Genomic DNA, 19,394 nt, shown 5'->3' with positions numbered 1-19,394 from the left:
AAATACTACTAGTAGTATTTTGCATATACAACACGAGTATGAAGATATTCTTCCATACCATGTTTACCATCTGCTCCTCCTACTCCAGATTTTTTCCATCCTGCATGAAAACCTTGAATTGCTTCAAAATGCTCTCTATTTACATAAGTTTCACCAAAATGTAAATTATTAGTAGCTTGCATAATATTGTTATAGTTTTCAGAAAATATAGAAGAAGTTAATCCATATTGACAATCATTAGATAATGCAATTGCTTCATCTAAAGAACCAAATTTCATTACTGGTAAAACAGGTCCAAAAACCTCTTCTTGAATAATTTCCATTTGTTGGGTAACATTTGTTAAAAGTGTTGGGTTATAGAAATAACCTTTATCAAATTTATCAGGTCTATTACCTCCAGTTAACACTTCTGCTCCTTCTTTTTTGGCAAACTCCACCATTTCAGAAATCTTATCTAATTGAGATTTAGAAACTAAACTACTCATATCAGCATCTGTACCTGTTAAAGCATCTCCAACAACTACTTCGCTCATTTTTTTAGTTAATTTCTCTACAAACTCATCATAAATACTGTCTTCTACATAAACTCTTTCTGCACAATTACAAACTTGTCCACTAAATATTACTTTAGAAGATACAATTGAATTTAAAGCAAGTTCCATATTAGCATCTGCACAAACAATTGCAGGTGCTTTACCTCCTAATTCTAAAGAAACTTTAGTAATGTTTTCTGCTGCTGCAGTCATAATTTTCTGACCAGCTCCTACACTTCCGGTTAAACTAATAATACCTGTAATAGGACTTTTAGATAATGCATTACCTACAGTTCTTCCTGCTCCACAAACAAAATTTAAAACACCATTAGGCAAATCTATTTTTTGAATAAAATCTGCAAACTCCATAATTGTATTTGGTGCTTCAGAACTTGGTTTAATAACACAGGTATTTCCTGTAATTAAAGAAGCTGCCACTTTACGAGCCATTACAAAAAACGGAAAATTCCAAGGACAAATACCTACAGCAACTCCAATTGGAACTTTGTGTAAATAAATATGTTCTTTTGCACGATCACTTTGAATAATTTCTCCTTCAATTCTACGAGCCCAACCTGCGTTGTAATCAAAATAATCTGCAGTTACATCAATTTCTACTTGCGCTAAACCAATTACTTTTGCTTGTTCTTTAGATAATGTTTCTGCTAAAAAAACACGGTTTTGTCTAATAACATCTGCCATTTTATGTAAAAACTGAGCTCGCTGTATTGCTGGTAAAGCTTCCCAAGCAGGTTGTGCTATTTGAGCAGCTTCTAACGCATTATTTGCATCTTCTACAGTACCAGAAGAAATAGTACTAATAACTTCTTCTGTACAAGGATTTACTATTTCTATTACTGAGGTTGCCTTAGAGTCTACAAACTGACCGTTGATATATTGCTTATAATGTTTCATGTAATTTTGTTATTGTTAATTCTTTTTTACTAAAAAAGTTATTATCCTAAAAACTTCTTTCTTAATTCTTCTACTTGATCATCATTAATTGGAACCATTTTACCTAGAGAGTTTCCTAAAACTATTGACTTTGCACTAAATTCTGCTACTTCTAAATAATCGAATGTTTGTAATAATTTATCTCCAGTAATAATTACAGAATCATTTTCAATTATTAATGCTGTAGCACAATTATCAACCATTTCCGAATTGTTATTCTTTCTAAAATGATTACCATATTTTACCGTATTTATATCTTGTAAAAAGATCCAACTTTCTGGTATTGTTCTTACATTTAAATACTCACCTGTTACACCAAAAGCCATTAAATATGGAGATTGTGTCATAATAATAGAGTTTACATCTGGGTTACGGTTGTAAATTTCTTGATGAATCCAAGAAGCTCTACTAGGTACTTTACCTGCTTCTCTTTTTCCTCCTTTAATTTGTACAATATCATCAACATCAATATCCCATCTATTTAAACCAGTTGGGGTAATTAAAAAATCATTTTCATTCCATCTCATAGAAACGGTACCGTAAGAACTAATCATTAAACCTTGTTCACAAGAACGTTTAACAATATTACAGATTTCAAGTCTTTTTTCTACCTCTTCAGAAGTGTATACTGTTTCTTCCATTTCTGGCAAAACACCTTTTGCTTGCGTTTCAAATTCATCTATTTGTGCATCTGTTAAATACTTTGGTGTACCTATTTGAGAACCATATAAAATGGTACTTGCACAAAACTCTAAAGCTTCAAAACGCTCATAAGCATCTGTTAAATCACTTCCACCTAAAACAGTTCCGTGATTTTCCATAATAATAGCTTTAAAGCCTTTTTTAAACTCTTCGCCAATAACTTTTCCCAAATCTTCACTACCAGGAAGCTCATACTTTGCATAACCAATTGGCCCACAAATATGTCTTGCTTGAGAAATAATATTTGTATTTGGTATTTGACGTACAATACTAAAAGAAACTAATGCTGGTGGATGTGCATGAATTACAGATTTAATATCTGGTCTAGATTCGTAAATTGCTTTGTGAAAAGGAAATTCTGAAGATGGTTTATGTTTACCTAAAATAGTACCATCTTTTTTAACACAAATAATATCTGAAGCCCTTAAAGAACCTTTATCAACTGCAGATGGAGTTACCCAAATATCTCCTTGATCATCTATAATAGAAATATTACCACCAGAAGTGGTTGTCATACCTCTTTTATAAATTCTACTTATTATTTCTGTAATTTGATCTCTTGGGTGAATTAATTTTATGTTCTTAGACATTTTTTATTTTTTTGTTAGATTTGATACTTTAATAAACTTAGCCACTAATAATAAATGGCACATGTTTTTTTAATGCGTAATTTTCTTTTAAAAATTTAGAATTTAATTTTGTATCTGATATTGAAATTGCTGCACCCAAAGCAGACCCTAAAGAAGCTTTAGTAGTTCTTAATTTCATACCTCTTAAATAATGCGATAATAATTTTATATATAAATCATTATCTGTAAAACCTCCATCAATATAGAGTCTATCAATTTTGTGAGTATCTGCAATTCTATTTATACTTTGTACTTGCAGTTGTACCAACTCTATCATTAGATGATGATAAGCTTGCTCAAAATTAGAATATGAGTAAGATGTTTTTACAGGCATATTTTTATCAGAAAACGACTCCCATTTAAATACATGCTGAAAATTTTTCATGATTTCTGAATATACATCAAAATCAAAATCTACAGTTTTATGATAGTCTTTATCTACCTTATACTTTTCTGTTAATTTTGTTACTTGAATCTTATATTCGTTACCTAAAAATAAACGAGAAGACTTTACGGGCTTTCCATTAATTCTCATATAATTTATACAACCAGACGTTACATCACTTTCTGTTAAAGGAGTATCTGTAAAAGGGTTTAAAGCAATGCTCCAAGTACCTGTTGATACTAATACAAAAGGTTTTTTTACACTTCTAACATAAGGCAAAAGTGCCGATGAACTATCATGTATACCAACACCTATTTTAATTCTTTTACCATTGTAATTAATATTTACGCTTGTTTCTGTAGAAACAAGTGGTGGTAGTATTTTATTAATTCCTTCTTTATATACCCAGTCTTGATAATCTTTGGTTTCATAATTCCATAAAGAAGTATGGCAACCTATACTTGTATATTCACTTAACGGAATACCTGTAAAAATAAAACTTAAGTATTGTGGTAAATGAAGTGAATATTTAATTTTTTTAAAAATTTCTGGTTTTGTATGTTTTAACCAATACAACTGCATCCCAGAGTTTAATAAGCCAGATTTTGGTGCACCACTTGTTCTTGTAAGCTCTAATTCTGGACCATATTTTTTATAAAAATCATCAACTACTTTATCATCAATTTCCTTTGTATAATTATACAAAGGAGTTAATGCCTTACCATCTTCATCAATATGAACAAAACTGGCTCCATAGGTAGAAAAATTAATTGCTTTAACGCTAAATTCTTCTGCCTTTAAAATTCTATCAAAAACTTCTTTTAACCATTTTTGTAATGCAGGTAAATTTTCTGTAGGATGCCCATCTTCATCAAGAATTTCATCAAAAGAGATATATTCTTTATGAACTTCTTTAAAGTCTTTGTCAAATAGGAAAAACTTTTTATTCGTTTTTCCTATATCAAAAACAGCGGTTACTTTTTGTTTCATAAATAAATATTATAGACCAGTAGCAACTGTATTTCTACCTCTTTCTTTAATAAGCTCTTCTCTTACATTAAAACTTCTATAAGCATTTATAGGGCTTATAACTCCACCTGTGTTTAAACGTGCTTTTTCTATTAATGGACGTACATCTGTTCTGTATGCTCCTTGAAGAATTTCTTGACATTTAACAACGTCATTTGCTTCTTGTGCAGCTCTTAATAAATTTTGATCTACTAAAAGTGCTTTTGCATATGCTTCTTGAATTGCTTCTAAAGATTGAATTAAATCTTCTAATGGATCTTTAATATTATGACTCGCATCAATCATCCACGCTAAATCTGGGTTTTGAGGATTGTTTTCCATACCATAAACCAATTCATTAAAGATTAAAAATAATGCATAAGGTTTAATACTACCAACGGTTAAATCATCATCTCCGTATTTACTATCATTAAAGTGGAAACCACCTAATTTTCCTTTTAGTTGTAAAATAGAAACAATTTGTTCTATATTACTATTTGGTAAATGGTGTCCTAAATCTACTAACGTAAATGCTTTGTCTCCACAACCATTAGCTAACATTAAAGAAGCTCCCCAATCTTGTATAACAGTGCTATAGAAATTTGGTTCGAAAGGTTTATATTCTATTAACAATTTCCAATCATCTGGTAAACCTTTATAAATTTCTATTAAACTGTTTTGTGTGTTTTGAAAAGCTGTTTGAAAATTATTTTGACCAGGAAAACAAGAACCATCTGCTAACCAAACCGTTAAACTTTTAGATCCTAATTTGTCTCCAATTTTTATAACATCTAAATTATGTTGAATTGCTTGTTCTCTAGCAGCCTGACTTGTGTTACTTAATGAGCCAAACTTATAACTTTCTTTTGCGTCTTTTTGATCTTGAAAAGTATTAGAATTAATAGCATCAAATTTAATATTTAAACCATCTGCCTTTTCTTTAATTGCTGCATAATCAGAAGGAACATCCCAAGGAATATGTAAAGATACAGCTCCTGCAGTTTGAGTTAAACTGTGTAAAACCCCTACATCTTCTATTTTTTGTTCTAGTGTAGATGGTTCTCCAAAATGAGAAAACCTACCAAAACGTGTTCCTCCAGCACCTAATGCCCAACTAGGAATTGCTACTTGAAATTCTGATAATTTAGAAACGATGCTTGCTACATCATGTCCTTTTTTTGTTAACTGTCCTGCAAGAAAATCTAATTTTTCTGAATGATTTTCTAACCCTTTTTTGTTGTACTCAAAGATTTGCTCTTTACTTACTTTCATGTTTTAATTCTTACAAAAAAAACTTTTATAAACATTGAATTTATAAAAGCTTTTTTCTATTTATAAATTACTTTTTTTTTACTATCTAACAAAGGCATTTGCCATACCACCATCAACATTTATAATGTTTCCTGTAGATTTATCTAGAATTCCTACTAAAGAAAATACTCCGTTTGCAATATCATCTGGGGTAATAATTTCATTTAATAGATTTCTTTTTGCATAAAATGCTGGCAATTCTTCTACGGTAATTCCATTTGCTTTTGCTCTACCTTCTGCCCAAGCACCTTCCCAAATTTTACTACCTACAATAACTCCATCAGGGTTTACTGTGTTTACTCTAATTTTATCTTTTCCTAACTCTGCAGCTAATAAACGTACCATGTGCTGTTGTGCTGCTTTTGCAGTTCCGTAAGCTACATTATTTGGTCCTGCTACCAAACCATTTTTACTTGCTATGGCAATATAATCTCCTCCAAGACCTTGTTTACGCATAATTGCAGTAGCTTGTTTTGCTAAATCAAACTGACCTTTTACTAAAATACTTTGTAAAATATTCCAATCTTTATCAGTAGTATCTTCTAATGCTTTAGAAATTGCTAAACCTGCACTGTGTACAATAATATCTACACCACCAAATTCTATACATGCTTTTTTATAAGCAGATGCAATAGAGTCTGTATTTGTTACATCACAAATAGCATAAGTAGAAACATCTCTTTTATAAGTTGCGTTTGCTTTAACTAAACTTTCTTCATTAATATCCGTTAAAACAATATTTGCTCCTTCGGCTGCTAATTTATCTGCAATTGCTTTACCAATTCCTCCACCAGCTCCTGTAACTAATGCTACTTTACGAGATAAAGGTTGTTCTTTTGGCATACGTTGTAATTTTGCCTCTTCTAATAACCAATATTCAATATCAAAAGCTTCTTGTCTTGGTAATGACGTGTAAGAAGTAATTGCTTCTGCTCCACGCATTACATTAATAGCATTGATATAAAATTCGTTTGCTACACGAGTTGTTTGCTTATTTTTTGCAAAACTAAACATCCCTACTCCTGGGTAAATAATAATTACTGGGTTTGCATCTCTAACTGCAGGGCTATTTTCTTTTTTACAAGTATTGTAATAGTCTAAGTACTCTTGTCTGTAAGCTGCAAAAGCAGGCTCTAACTTTTTAAGAATTGCAGCTGCATCAGATAAATCTTCGTTTTTATCTAACGTTAAAACTAAAGGTTGAATTTTTGTACGCAAGAAGTGATCTGGACAAGATGTTCCCATAGGAGCTAATCTTTCTAAATCATTACTATTAATATATTCCAAAACAACTTCTGTGTCAGAAAAATGACCAATCATTCTGTTTTCTGAAGAACACAAACCTCTTAACAAAGGCATTATTTGAGCCGCTTTTTCTAAACGCTCTTCTTTAGGTAAGCTTTCTAATTTTTGACCACCAAAAACGCTTCCTTTTTCTTTTATCTTTTTTTCTATAAATTCAGAAGCCATTTCAATAACTTCCAAACTATTTACATAACATTCGTAAGATGTATCTCCCCAAGTAAATAAACCATGAGACCCTAAAACAATTCCTCTAATACCAGGATTGTCTTCTAAACATTTTTCTATTTGAAGACCTAAATCAAACCCAGGACGTTGCCAAGGCACCCATCCCATAGTGTCTCCCCAAATTTCTTTGGTAACTTTTTCACTGTCTTTTGCTGCAGCAACTGCTATTAAAGCATCTGGATGCAAGTGATCTATATGTGCAAATGGTAATAAACCATGTAAAGGAGTATCTATAGAAGGTGCTTTACTATCTAAATCGAAAATACAGTGGTTAAATAATCCAACCATTCTATCTTCATCTTCTAAACCTCCGTAAACATTTTTTAAATCGCGTAATCGGTTTGTATAAATCCCCGCAATACCACTTCTGTTTAAAGTTCCTATATCTCCACCAGAACCTTTTATCCACATTACCTCTACCTCTTCGTTTGTAAGTGGGTCTTTTTCTGTAGTTCTACAACTAGTGTTACCACCTCCGTAATTTGTAATTCTTAAATCGGCTCCTAAAATATTTGATCTATATAAAAACAAATCAACTTGGTTATCTCCAAATGATAATGCCTTTTCTTCGTCCCATAAGTAATCTACGTAATTAAAAGTTTTTGTTTTATTTTCCATATTGGTTTCTTAGTTATAAAAATATTACATCAAAAATATATCTCATAGCAAACTTTTGTATCCTGTACTGTACCGTGTCCGCATAGATTATGCTTATAAATTTAGATATTTTATTGTTTTTATATTATTTGAAGATAAAATTTACAAAATTTTCTACTTAATTAATTTATACAACTTATTTATTTAAGAGCATTATAAATAAAAAAAAAGAGCTATACTTCTCTATATCATTGGACTCAACAAATAAAACAGGATAGTACAGGTTAGTGCAGGACTCTTTAAGTCTACTTTAAAGTTAATTTTGGGTTAAATATTGAAATTTACAAAAGTTATTCTGTTATAATGTAATATTTCACTTCTATAGTTGATAACAACAAGTTAAATATTTATAAAGGAACACACATGGAAAAATATAAATATATTAAAATTGATGAAAATTCAAGAATACCAAAGTATCAACAAATAGTTGACCAAATTATTGAAAACATCTCTAAAGGAAATTTAAAAATAGATGAAAAAATTACTTCTATTAATAGATTTAGTGAAGAATTTTATCTTTCTAGAGATACCGTAGAAAAAGCATATAGCATTCTTAAAGAACGAAAAATAATTACCTCTATTAAAGGGAAAGGTTTTTATGTAACAAGAACTAAATTAATATCTAAAGTTAATATTTTATTCCTAATTAATAAATTAAGCTGGTATAAAATGGAAACCTATTATTCTTTCTTAAATAGTATGGGTCCAAACTCTTTTGTAGACTTACATATTTATCACTGTGATGAATCTTTATTTTTAAATTTATTAAGTAAGCATAAAAAAGCATACGATTATTATGTTATTATGCCGCATTTTAAAACAAAAGATAACGAGCACGCAAGTACTACTGTAGCTGTTTCTGAAGCTATTAGTAAAATTCCTAAAAATAAACTTATTATAATGGATAATGGGAAAGTTCCTATAGATGATAACATTATAACAGTTTATGAAGATTATGAAAATGACATCTACAATGCTTTAAATGAAGGCCTCGAAAAAATTTCAAAATATAAAAAGCTAATTCTTATTTACCCACAAAAAACTATATATCCTTATCCAAAAAGGATTAAACATGGTTTTAAAAAATTTTGTATAGAACATAACTTTGATTTTGATATTATAGACAAAGTTTATAACGATATGGTACTTATAAACGGTGATTTATTTATTACCATAGAAGAGGATGATTTGGTACAGTTAATTGATCAAATACGAGAAAAAGAATTTACCTTAGGTAATAACATGGGGATTATTTCTTATAATGACACCCCACTAAAAGCTCTTTTAGGCATTACTGTTATTTCTACAAACTTTAAAAAAATGGGTGAAATAACCTCTCAAATGATTTTAAATAAAGAAAAAGGAAAAATTAAAGTCCCTTTTAAATTTATAAATCGCAATTCTTTATAGAATACTTCATTTTTTTTGTTAAAAAAGATCTTTACTTATCTTTTCTTAAGAAAAAGTTATATTTTTAATTTATTAAATTTTCTTTAGTATGGATATGATTAAATATATAAAAATTGACAAAGATTCGAGGGTACCTAAATACCAGCAAATCATTGATTCAATAATTCATAATATTTCTATTGGAAATTTAACTATGGATAAAAAAATCCCTTCCATAAATATGTTTAGTGAGGAATTTTACCTTTCTAGAGATACCGTAGAAAAAGCTTATAGCATTTTAAAAGAACGAAATATTATTACCTCAATTAGAGGTAAAGGATATTATATTTCTAGAACAAAACTAATATCTAAAGTTAATATTTTATTTTTAGTAAATAAATTAAGCTCTTATAAAATGAGGACTTACAATCATTTTATAGATGCTATCGGAGCCAATTCTCATACCGATTTACATATATATCATTGTGATGAAACTTTATTTTTAAATTTATTAGATAAAAATAAATCTGCATACGACTATTACGTTATTATGCCGCACTTTAAAACGGATGATTCTACTCATATTAGTTTTACAGAAAATGTAGTTAAAGCAATAAAGAAAATACCCAAAGAAAAATTAGTGCTTTTAGACAATATTAAGAAAAATCTTGACATTGAAAACTGTATAGAAGTTTTTCAAGATTTTGAAAATGATATCTATTCTGCGCTCAATGAAGGTATAGCTAAAATAAAAAAGTATAAAAAAATTATGCTTATTTATCCTGATAAAGCAATTTACCCATATCCTCGCAGAATTTTACACGGATTTAGAAAATTCTGTGTAGAACATAAATTAGATTTTGAAGTTTTAAATGAAGTTTATGATGATATGATCTTAAAAAAAGGAGATTTATTTATTACTATTGAAGAATCTGATTTAGTAAATCTTGTAAAACAAGTAAGAGAAGATGAATACGTACTAGGTGATGAAATAGGTATTATTTCTTATAATGACACTCCTTTAAAAGAATTACTAGGTATTACTGTAATGTCTACAGATTTTAAAATTATGGCAGAAACTGCAGCAGATATGATTTTACATAAAAAAAGAGGAAAGGTAAAAGTTCCTTTTAATTTTATTGAAAGAGAATCTCTTTAATTTTAAGCAAACATTAAGTTGTTTTCTAAAACCTAAATTTAATAATCATCTGAAAGTACACTGCTTTTTTTTATAAAAACTATTAAAAGATTAAAACACGGTAGTTCTAATAAATGCGTATATAATTTCATCTTTAAATAATTCAATTATAAATTATTTAAAGCTTAGATTCAAAAGTTAAATCCACTACTTTTAAAGTACTTTTTTTTCTTTTTCGCTTTGGTTGGTCTTGTACCATTATAGATAAAACACCTTCGTTTTTCCATCTATAAAAATCGCCTAACATATCATTAATAAAAGGACCTTTTACCACATGTGTTATGCTCCAATCTTTCCATTTGTTTTTAGCAGTTGCCGTAGCTATAACCAAATTATTATTATCATTACCAGCATAAATCATAATTAAATTATCTTGCGTATCGGCAAATATTTTTGGACGATTACCTACTTTTAAATTCATTTCAAAGTGATGCCATTTACCTGTTGTATCTCTCCAGTAATGATGATAACGTTTCGCCTCTTTTGGACCCCAGCGTGTTTCGCCTAAAAAGCTACCTGCATCTTTTATAGTTTGTTCTGTAGAATGATACATAACAACGTGCACTTGGTTTTTAGAATCAATTGTTTGCCCTTGGTCATTCATTAACCCCAATACATGCGGTATAGATTGCACAACAACACCTGGCGAATTAACTTGTGTTATATTTTCTAAAGGTTTTCCTGAATTATTGTTCCAAGAATTACCATTATCTTCACTATAAACATAAACTAAATCGTGGTTAGCACCTTGGCTATCTTCTCTCCAAGTCCAAGTTGTATGAAGAATGCCATTGTTATCATAATCATATCCGTTAGGATAAGAACATCTAGATTCACTAACTCCTAATTGATCTTTAAAAATGCCCTCTGCACTATCAATTTGGTGTGTGTTTCCCCAAGTTCCCGTTTCTGCATTATAGTCTACCAACATACGATCTCCGTTACCAGAACCACGAACACGATAGTTAAATTGAAGATTTCCGTCTGGAGTTTGCCAAAATTTTGGATAGGTAATAACTATGGGTTTATCTTTTTCTAATTCGGATATAATTGGTCCAAAAGCAGCAACATTCCACGCCATCGTTTCTGGGTTGTTTGCCAATCCTTTTTTAGAAACACGGTAATGTAAGTCATCAACATGATGATCGAAAGCTAAATGTATTGTGCCATCATTAGGACAAATACCCATAGAAATACAATTATGCGAATCGTTACTTTTAAAGTGATAATCTAAAAATTGAATGGTATTCCACGATCCATTTGGCAACTTTCGTCTACTTAAACAAACACGACGATCAGCATTATAATGTACCAAATATTGAAACCCTTTATGTGAAATTAATGCATCTTTTTGAAACGTACGTCCGTTTATACCACTAGAAAACCTACCATTCACTATAAGTGCATTTTTGTCTACAACAGAAATATATTCTTTAACAACCTTTACCTGCGAAAAAACAGGACATATTAAGACCAAACAAAATGTTGAGACTAATAATATTTTGTATGCTGATAAATTCATTTTTAATTATTTAAATATTTTGAATGCACTTTTTTCTTGATTACTTGTTACTTTGTAAATTTTAAAACGCAACGTTTCTCCATCACCAATATACAAACTATAAGTGCTTTTATTTTTTTCTTCCTCTACTCTTACAATGCCAAAACGCCCTTTAAATGTTAAATTCAATTTAATATTATTGTAAGTAGCATTCTGGTTTTCTTGCGAAATTATATAATCTGTAATAACACGTTTTTTTACTTTTGATACCACCTTAGCGCCTACTATTTTAGCACCATCCATTAAAGGTTCTATACTTTGTACACTTGCTTTTTTAGTGGTTGATGGTTCTAAAACAGCAATAAAAGGTCTGTCCCAAGCTTCACCTTTTTGGCGTATGGCTAACACTTGTGTTTTTTTATTTATATAATCTCCTTCTGCTTCTCTGGTTGCCGGCGTTAGTGCTTTTGTATAGGTTCTATTTGTTCCTTTTGGCACAAACATATGCATATAACGCTTATCATCATTTATATCAAACCTAATATTAACAGCCTTGTTGGTAGACTTCGTAACTTTTGTGTTTTCAAAATAACGCCACCCAGGAGATTGCACTGGGTCTCCAATATCATTTTTATATTGATTTGTTGGAGTTACCTTTAAAACATCATCTTTACGGTTTGTAATTATGGTTTCATCACCAATATTATGATAAATATAATCATGAAATTTATTTTCATTTAAAGATTTAGATCTAAAAACATCTAAATAATAAGCGGTTTTGTCGCTGGTTCTAATTGTACTTAATGTACGTTGCTGTGTTGCTTTATTAACATCATCGTTTAAAAATTGGGTTGCAAAACTAAAGTTTTTACTAATTGGGTTTTCTAAATGTTTGGGTTCCGAAGCTATATTAACCGTTTTATTTTGCCAAACATACGCCCCATCTTTCCAAGATCCGGGCTGTAAACCATGAGAAGTTCCATTTATAATTACGGTATTATTACCCGCATAGAGTCTAAAATAATTTTCGTGTAATGGTATTTTTCTTTCGGATACAGATTTTGGAAGTCCTGCATTAGGTGCCATAATATAACCTGCTCCATAAAGCTCCATAGAAATTCCTGTTAAATGAGAATGCACATAATGCGCTCCGCCAATAATACCCGATAAACCATATAATTCATTATTTTTTTCGACATAATTACGCTGCAAAGCAACACCTGCATGTTTTACTAAAACTGTTGGTTTATTAAAATTAATATCACCTTGAGTATGTGCTGGAATAGGAAGTCCCCAAAACAATTCTAGAGGTTTAAAATTATTAAAAATGTCATTAGTAATACGTGGTTTATATCCGCCTTGGGCGGTGTATGCTTGACTTAATGCTATTTGGGCTTGCTTTTTTAAATTAGAATATCCGCGTCTTTCTGCAATACTTAATGTGTACCTATAAAGGTCTTGTGTTCCATCATTGTTTCGTTTAGAATCTCCAAAACGAACAAATTTTCTGTTAGGATGTCTTAAATGATCAAAAAGGAAATTACCTTCAAAAATATTTTGATAATCTTGAGTTACATTCATTTCTGGATGAATTCTATCAACTATATTCAACACCATTGTTATAATAGGCATAAAACTATAACTTAATGATTCTGGCCAAATACCTTGCTCTCCAAACATAGGTAAAATGGTATTTTTAAATGAGTTTTGATGCGCTGTACCTTTTTGCCAAAAGACATTAAATAAACGATTACGTTCTGCATCATCATCAATACAAAATATACTAAATAATGCGCCAGGAGCTGTAAGTATAGGGTGATTAGAAACTATTTTACCGTGTTCGTCTGGTTTACCGTACTCTTGCATTACATTACCAACTATATTTGCAATGGCTTTTTGAGCTTTATTATTATTGAAAGCTACACGAGTATTTTTTGCTTTGTTGTATACCTTTATATTAGGCTTTGTTAAATAATTATATATAAAATCGTAAGCGATAGCAAAGGGAGCATAAGTGGTTCTTGGATCAAAAAACTCATTACCACAAATAGTGGTTGTTTCTGGGGTTAACGGTGCAATAACATCTATATAATACGCTAAAATATCGGCAGAAAATTGCGCGTACTTTTCATCTTTAGTCAAAAAATACAACATTCCTGATTCTGATGCTAGTGTTAAAACGTTATTGTGTCCAGCGGCTATAGGGCTTGCTTTTCGTTCTGTGTTTTCACGATCATGTTTAGCAAAATCTGGAATAGTACTTAAAATAATATTAGGATTACTTTGATGTATCTTTAATTTAGTATCAACACGTTTATGTAATTGGTTTACAACACTTTTTGCCCAATCATATTTGTCTATTTTCTCTAAAAGATCTGCTCTTTCTGCTTCGGTTACCCAAATAACAGGGTGTTTTAGAGATTGTGCTTGTAAACCCTTAAAAACAAAAAGATTTACCATAACCAAGGTTACTAATACTATTTTTTTTAATATCATATTTTTTAATTATAACTTCAATTTAAAAACACCTGGTACACATTTTAATAGTTTATTTTAACTAAAAATGTATACTAGGTGCATTTATTTACAATGTGCTACGTTAAATAAAACTTTCTTATTCTGCAGTTAATCTTGCCTTTTGTTCTTTAAAATAAGGCTGATAATTGTATGCAGAATTTTTATCCCATTTTCTATTTACTTTTGGCAAATATTTTTTAAGTTTTTCAATTTCATTTGCATATTTAGGGTTTTCTGCTAAGTTTGTAAATTCGTTTGGATCATTACTATGGTCGTATAATTCTTGCGAACCATCTTCATATTGTATAAAACGAAATCCGTTAGCTTTTACAGCATGATTATTCATCCCATAAGTAGTAAGAGCATAAGCATTCTTTACTTCTTTTTCACTTGTCATGGTAGATACTAAACTAACCCCTTCATTTCTATCGTAAGCAGGAAGATTACATAACTCTAAAAGTGTTGGGTAAATAGACAGCATTTCTACTGGCGTATTAACTACCTTGCCTTTAGGTAAGTTTGGCGCAGCAAACATTAATGGTGCTTTTGTTGCTGGTTCCCATAAAGCATGCTTAGCAAAAGTTCCTTTTTCGCCCATTCGATATCCATGATCAGACCACAACACTATTACGGTATTGTTAGCGTATTCACTATTTTCTAGCGCATCTAACACACGCCCCACCTCATAATCTACATAACTAATACATGCCAAATAAGCTTGTATAATTTTTTTCCACTCTCCACTTTCTTTTGCCCATTTTGTAGAAGGCATCATTGGTAAATCGTTAATGGCAAGACCTATTGGAGGTACATCATTTAAATCATCCTCTAAATACGGAGCAACGTCAATGCCCTCTATTGGATGCATATCAAACCATTTTTGAGGCACATAAAAAGGCACATGAGGTCTTAAAAAACCTACTCCCATAAAAAATGGTTTGTTATAGTTTCTTTTTAAACGTTCTACCGCCCAATTTGCAGATTTATGATCTGGCATTAAAGAGTCTTGCTCAGGAAAAGCGCCCCAATCTGTGCTGGTATGTCCGTAGTTTTTATTTGCTGTTCCAACACCGTCCCAAACAAAACGTTTTTTTGGTAATGGACCAAAGCCATTAACACGCCCTCCTTCATCATCAAATAAACCTTTTGGTGCGTATTTATGAAACAACTTTCCTATTCCCATGGTATGGTAGCCGTTATTTTTAAAATACTCAGGTAAAAAGGTAATTTCTTTTGTTGATGGATTATCAGGACGACGAATTTTGTCATCAGAAATCATACCATAAATACCTGTTGTAGAAGGACGTAAACCCGTCATTAACGATGCTCTAGATGGGCCACATAATGGTGCCTGACAATGTGCATTTGAAAACAAAACTCCTTTTGCTGCCAACCTATCTATATTAGGCGTTTTGGTATTAGAATAGTTATTTAAACATCCCAACCAAGTATTTAAATCATCAACAGCAATAAATAAAACGTTGGGGTTTTTAGGATGTAATTCTTCTGCTGTTTTTCTATCTTTAGTAGTACAAGTTAAAAACAGCAACGGTAACAATACTAAGTAACATACTTTTTTCATCTTTTTATAGTATTATTTAACAATTATTTTTTTTGTGTGTTGTTTTCCAAAAGAATCTCCAATCACTAAAAAGTACAATCCACTTTTCATCTTACTTTCTTTTACATCAATAAAAAGCTCTTCTTTACCCGAATTATTACGATATACTTTTTTACCTAAAACGTTGTAAATACTCAAACTTTCCCAAACCATTTTAGTTAATTTTATTGTAAACGAATTAATTGTTGGGTTTGGGTACACTTTTATTTCTGATTTATTTGTTATGATATCTTCTGGCAATGACAAACTTTTTAATTTAAATTCAAAAGAATCTAAATCAAAACCAAAATCTAGTAAACTAAACCTTAACACATGGGTTCCTGCTTCTAAATCAATACTCCCTATAGTCTCGGTTAAATAAGTACCAGAACCTGTATTCGTTAATATTATATCGCTTAAAAATGTAACATTTTCATCAGGAAAAGACACTGTAAGCTGCTTAAATGCAGGGCTTCGTCTTGTTTGATGCGTTACTTCTAAATCATAATTACCAGATTGAGCAACATCAATAGTAAACTCTAACCATTCTCCAGATTTAATATCTCTAACAGTTTCGCCATTCGTACTAATATCTACCATTTCAGTAGGTCTAAATGATGAGCTATTTTGATTTTTTTTATCCCAATAAGCAATATCAATACCTCCATTATCATAATGTTCAAATTCTATTTTCCCCGGAATTGAATGTGGTTTGTTGTCTGTAGTATATGCCCATTGATTAGGAGTTAAAATGGTAAGCGTTCTTTCTTCTATTTTACCTTCTGAATCTTTTACCTCGATTTTAATTAAATATGAAAGTTCTGTCATATTTGTTAATTCTGGTATTGATGACCATACGTAAGGTTCCTCTGTTAAAGTGCCTACATTTACATTATTTACATATAGTGTAGCTTCAGTAAAATCGGATCCAACAATGGCTTCTACCGATAAATCACTTCCTTTTGGTATTTCTTGATTATTCTTCAAATCTTTAAAACCTACAACACGACTTAAATCTGCCGAAACTTCAATAACTTTTTGTCCCTTTTTAGTTGTATCTGCATTCAATGAATGCTCTCCATAAGTAAGACTAGTTCCTTCTCCAATATATAAAGTAACGTATGCCTTATCTAAAGTTTGCTCATGACGCACCACTGCAAAATGCCCTGTAAACTCAATTCCAACATCAGGTAAACTCAATACTTTAGATGCATCTTCTTGACAAATTACATAATCTGTAACTACTTTATCGCCTATTTGACTTTTTACTTTTGCTCCTACAATAACATTTCCTCTATACAAATGCTCTGTAGATTTTACGCTTGTATTGGTAGATTTAGAAGGTTCAAAAATATATACATAAGGTTTATTCCAAGCTTCACCTTGTTGTCTTACAGCTACAATTTGCGTTTTTTTATTAATATAGCCCCCTTTTGCTTCTCGGGTTGCTGGTCCAAGTGCTTTTGTATATTCTCTAGAAACACCAGAAGCAGCAAACATATTCATGTAGGTATTGGTTTCATTTAAATCAAAACGAACTTGTATTGCGGCATCTGTTGATTGTGTAACGTTAGTATCTTCAAAAAAGCGCCACCCTGGAGATTTCTGTAGGTCTCCTATATCATTTTGATATCTAGTGGTTGCAGAAACAGGTAATTCTGTTCCATCCATTGTCATAATGTTTGTAACATCTCCTAAATTGTGATAAATATAGTCATGAAAATTATTAGTCCCTAAAGATTTAGAGCGGAACATATCAAAATAATAACCCGTAGTTTCACTTGTTCTAATGGTACTGAGTGTTCTTTTTTGCTGATCATTATTTACAGTATCATCTAAAAACTGCGTAGCAAAACTAAAATTCGGATTAATTGGATCTTCTAAATGTTTTGGTTCTGCAGCAACATTAACAGTTGTATTCATCCATAAATACGAATCTGTATTCCAAGAGCCTGGTTGTATCCCATGAGTAGTACCATTTACAATCATGGTATTGTTACCTGCATGTCTCCAAAAATAATTCTCATGTTCAGGTTCTTTTCTTTCTGCAAGTGTTTTTGGTAATCCAGCATTAGCAGACATAATATAATCTGCGCCGTATAACTCCATAGTAATTCCAGTAGCATGAGAATGTACATAGTGTGCCCCCTCCAATAATACCACACAGCCCATAATCTTCATTATTGTCTTCTACATAATTACGTTGTAACGCTACACCTGCATGTTTAATAACTACTGTTGGTTTCTGAAAATTAATTTCTCCTTCTATCGTTTCAGGTATATTTATCCCCCAAAATAATTGTTCAAAAGCGTAAAAGTTTCCAAAAGTAGATATAGGCACAGGTGGATTGTAGCCTCCATCAGCATCATATGATTGTTTTAATGCAACTTTAGCTTTTTGCTCATAGGAATCAAAGCTTTTTCTAGAAGCCAAATTTAATGTATATCTATACAATTGCGCTGTACCATCATTATCTCTATGCGAATCTCCATAACGCACAAAACGTCTATTTGGCATTCTTAAGTTATCAAACAAAAAGTTCCCATCTAGAATATGCATATTATTATTCATTACATTTAATTCTGGTTTAAGTCTATCCACTAGGTTCAATACCAATGTAATATTCTGCATAAAACTGTAACTCACTGCTTCAGGCCATATACCTTGTTCTCCAAACATAGGTAAGATGGTTTTAGTAAACGAATTTTGCTCTTTTGTACCTACATTCCAAAACACATTAAACATACGTTCTCGTTCGGTATCATCTTCTACACAAAGAATGCTAAACAACACACCTGGCGCTCTTAATATAGGATGATTGCTAACCGTTTTTCCATATTTAGTATCTGCTCCACCATGTTCATGCAATGCATTCATAGCTATATTATAAACAGCTGTTTGTGCCTTTGTGTTATCAAATGCAATCTTAGTACCTGTAGATTTCTGATACACTTGTGTACTTGGTAACTTTAAGTAGTTTACCATAAAATCATAAGCTATTGCAAATTGTGCGTAGCCAGATCTGGGATCATAAAAATCACTTCCACTCATTGCTGTATTACTTGGCGTTCGTGAAGCAATTTGCTCTATATAATACCAAAGAATATCTGATGCAAACTGTGCATATTTTTCTTCTCCAGTAAGATGATAAATCATCGCTGCGTATGATGCATAATTAAGTACTTTTGAATGTGCCCCATTTGTTATAGCCTGAGATTCTGACAAGTTATCATCTGTAGCTAATGCTGGTATTGTATTAAGAATTGCTAAAGGATTTGTAATGTGGGTTGAAACTTTATCATCTACAGCAGCTTTTGCTTTTGTTACAATACTACTTGCCCAGTTGTAATCATTAATTTTAGATAAAACCTCTGATTTATCTGAAGCCGTTGTCCAAATAACTGGATGTTGCAGAGATTGTGCTGATAGAAACAACACCTTAAGCAAAAATAAAGTTAATAATATTTTTTTCATTTTAT

Annotated in this window: 12 protein-coding genes; 2 read left to right on the top strand and 10 right to left on the bottom strand. The window is 31.0% G+C overall.

Features of this window, described 5'->3' with window-relative positions:
* Nucleotides 1–8: 8 nt before the first annotated feature.
* The 5 genes from aldA to GQR92_RS01025 form a co-directional block, all read right to left on the bottom strand.
* Nucleotides 9–1,448, bottom strand: a complete 1,440-nt coding sequence (gene aldA, locus GQR92_RS01045) for an aldehyde dehydrogenase (protein ID WP_158837381.1) — start codon at nt 1,446–1,448, stop codon at nt 9–11.
* A gap of 41 nt (nt 1,449–1,489) precedes the next feature.
* On the bottom strand, nt 1,490–2,779 hold the full coding sequence (locus GQR92_RS01040) for a class II aldolase/adducin family protein (RefSeq protein WP_158837380.1): 1,290 nt from the start codon (nt 2,777–2,779) through the stop codon (nt 1,490–1,492).
* A gap of 37 nt (nt 2,780–2,816) precedes the next feature.
* Entirely contained in the window at nt 2,817–4,193 is a 1,377-nt protein-coding gene (locus GQR92_RS01035) for an FGGY-family carbohydrate kinase (protein ID WP_158837379.1), read from the bottom strand.
* 9 nt (nt 4,194–4,202) lie between these two features.
* Nucleotides 4,203–5,483 (bottom strand): sugar isomerase, encoded by a 1,281-nt coding sequence (locus GQR92_RS01030; protein WP_158837378.1) that lies wholly within the window; start codon nt 5,481–5,483, stop codon nt 4,203–4,205.
* 81 nt (nt 5,484–5,564) lie between these two features.
* Nucleotides 5,565–7,670, bottom strand: coding sequence for a bifunctional aldolase/short-chain dehydrogenase (locus GQR92_RS01025; RefSeq protein ID WP_158837377.1), 2,106 nt, complete (start codon nt 7,668–7,670; stop codon nt 5,565–5,567).
* A gap of 402 nt (nt 7,671–8,072) precedes the next feature.
* On the opposite strand from GQR92_RS01025, the gene GQR92_RS01020 reads away from it, so the two are divergent.
* Nucleotides 8,073–9,119: a GntR family transcriptional regulator gene (locus GQR92_RS01020; RefSeq protein WP_158837376.1), complete on the top strand. Its 1,047-nt coding sequence runs from the start codon at nt 8,073–8,075 to the stop codon at nt 9,117–9,119.
* A 94-nt stretch (nt 9,120–9,213) separates the two neighbouring features.
* Complete coding sequence (locus GQR92_RS01015; RefSeq protein ID WP_158841891.1) at nt 9,214–10,257, top strand: GntR family transcriptional regulator; 1,044 nt, start codon at nt 9,214–9,216, stop codon at nt 10,255–10,257.
* A gap of 157 nt (nt 10,258–10,414) precedes the next feature.
* On the opposite strand, the gene GQR92_RS01010 is transcribed toward GQR92_RS01015, so the two are convergent.
* The 5 genes from GQR92_RS01010 to GQR92_RS00990 form a co-directional block, all read right to left on the bottom strand.
* The gene (locus GQR92_RS01010) at nt 10,415–11,818 is read right to left on the bottom strand and encodes a BNR repeat-containing protein (protein WP_158837375.1); all 1,404 of its coding nucleotides are present in this window, start codon (nt 11,816–11,818) and stop codon (nt 10,415–10,417) included.
* Nucleotides 11,819–11,824: 6 nt separating this feature from the next.
* On the bottom strand, nt 11,825–14,293 hold the full coding sequence (locus GQR92_RS01005; protein WP_158837374.1) for a hypothetical protein: 2,469 nt from the start codon (nt 14,291–14,293) through the stop codon (nt 11,825–11,827).
* 118 nt (nt 14,294–14,411) lie between these two features.
* Nucleotides 14,412–15,896: a sulfatase gene (locus GQR92_RS01000; protein ID WP_158837373.1), complete on the bottom strand. Its 1,485-nt coding sequence runs from the start codon at nt 15,894–15,896 to the stop codon at nt 14,412–14,414.
* 12 nt (nt 15,897–15,908) lie between these two features.
* On the bottom strand, nt 15,909–18,023 hold the full coding sequence (locus tag GQR92_RS00995; RefSeq protein WP_158837372.1) for a T9SS type A sorting domain-containing protein: 2,115 nt from the start codon (nt 18,021–18,023) through the stop codon (nt 15,909–15,911).
* The gene (locus tag GQR92_RS00990) at nt 17,986–19,389 is read right to left on the bottom strand and encodes a hypothetical protein (protein ID WP_158837371.1); all 1,404 of its coding nucleotides are present in this window, start codon (nt 19,387–19,389) and stop codon (nt 17,986–17,988) included. Before GQR92_RS00990 ends, GQR92_RS00995 begins: the two co-directional genes overlap by 38 nt.
* Nucleotides 19,390–19,394 lie beyond the last annotated feature (5 nt).

The sequence above is a fragment of the Polaribacter sp. L3A8 genome, from assembly GCF_009796785.1.
GTDB lineage: Bacteria > Bacteroidota > Bacteroidia > Flavobacteriales > Flavobacteriaceae > Polaribacter.
Note: the sequence above shows the minus strand (reverse complement) of the source record. Positions and strands in the feature narration are given on the sequence as shown.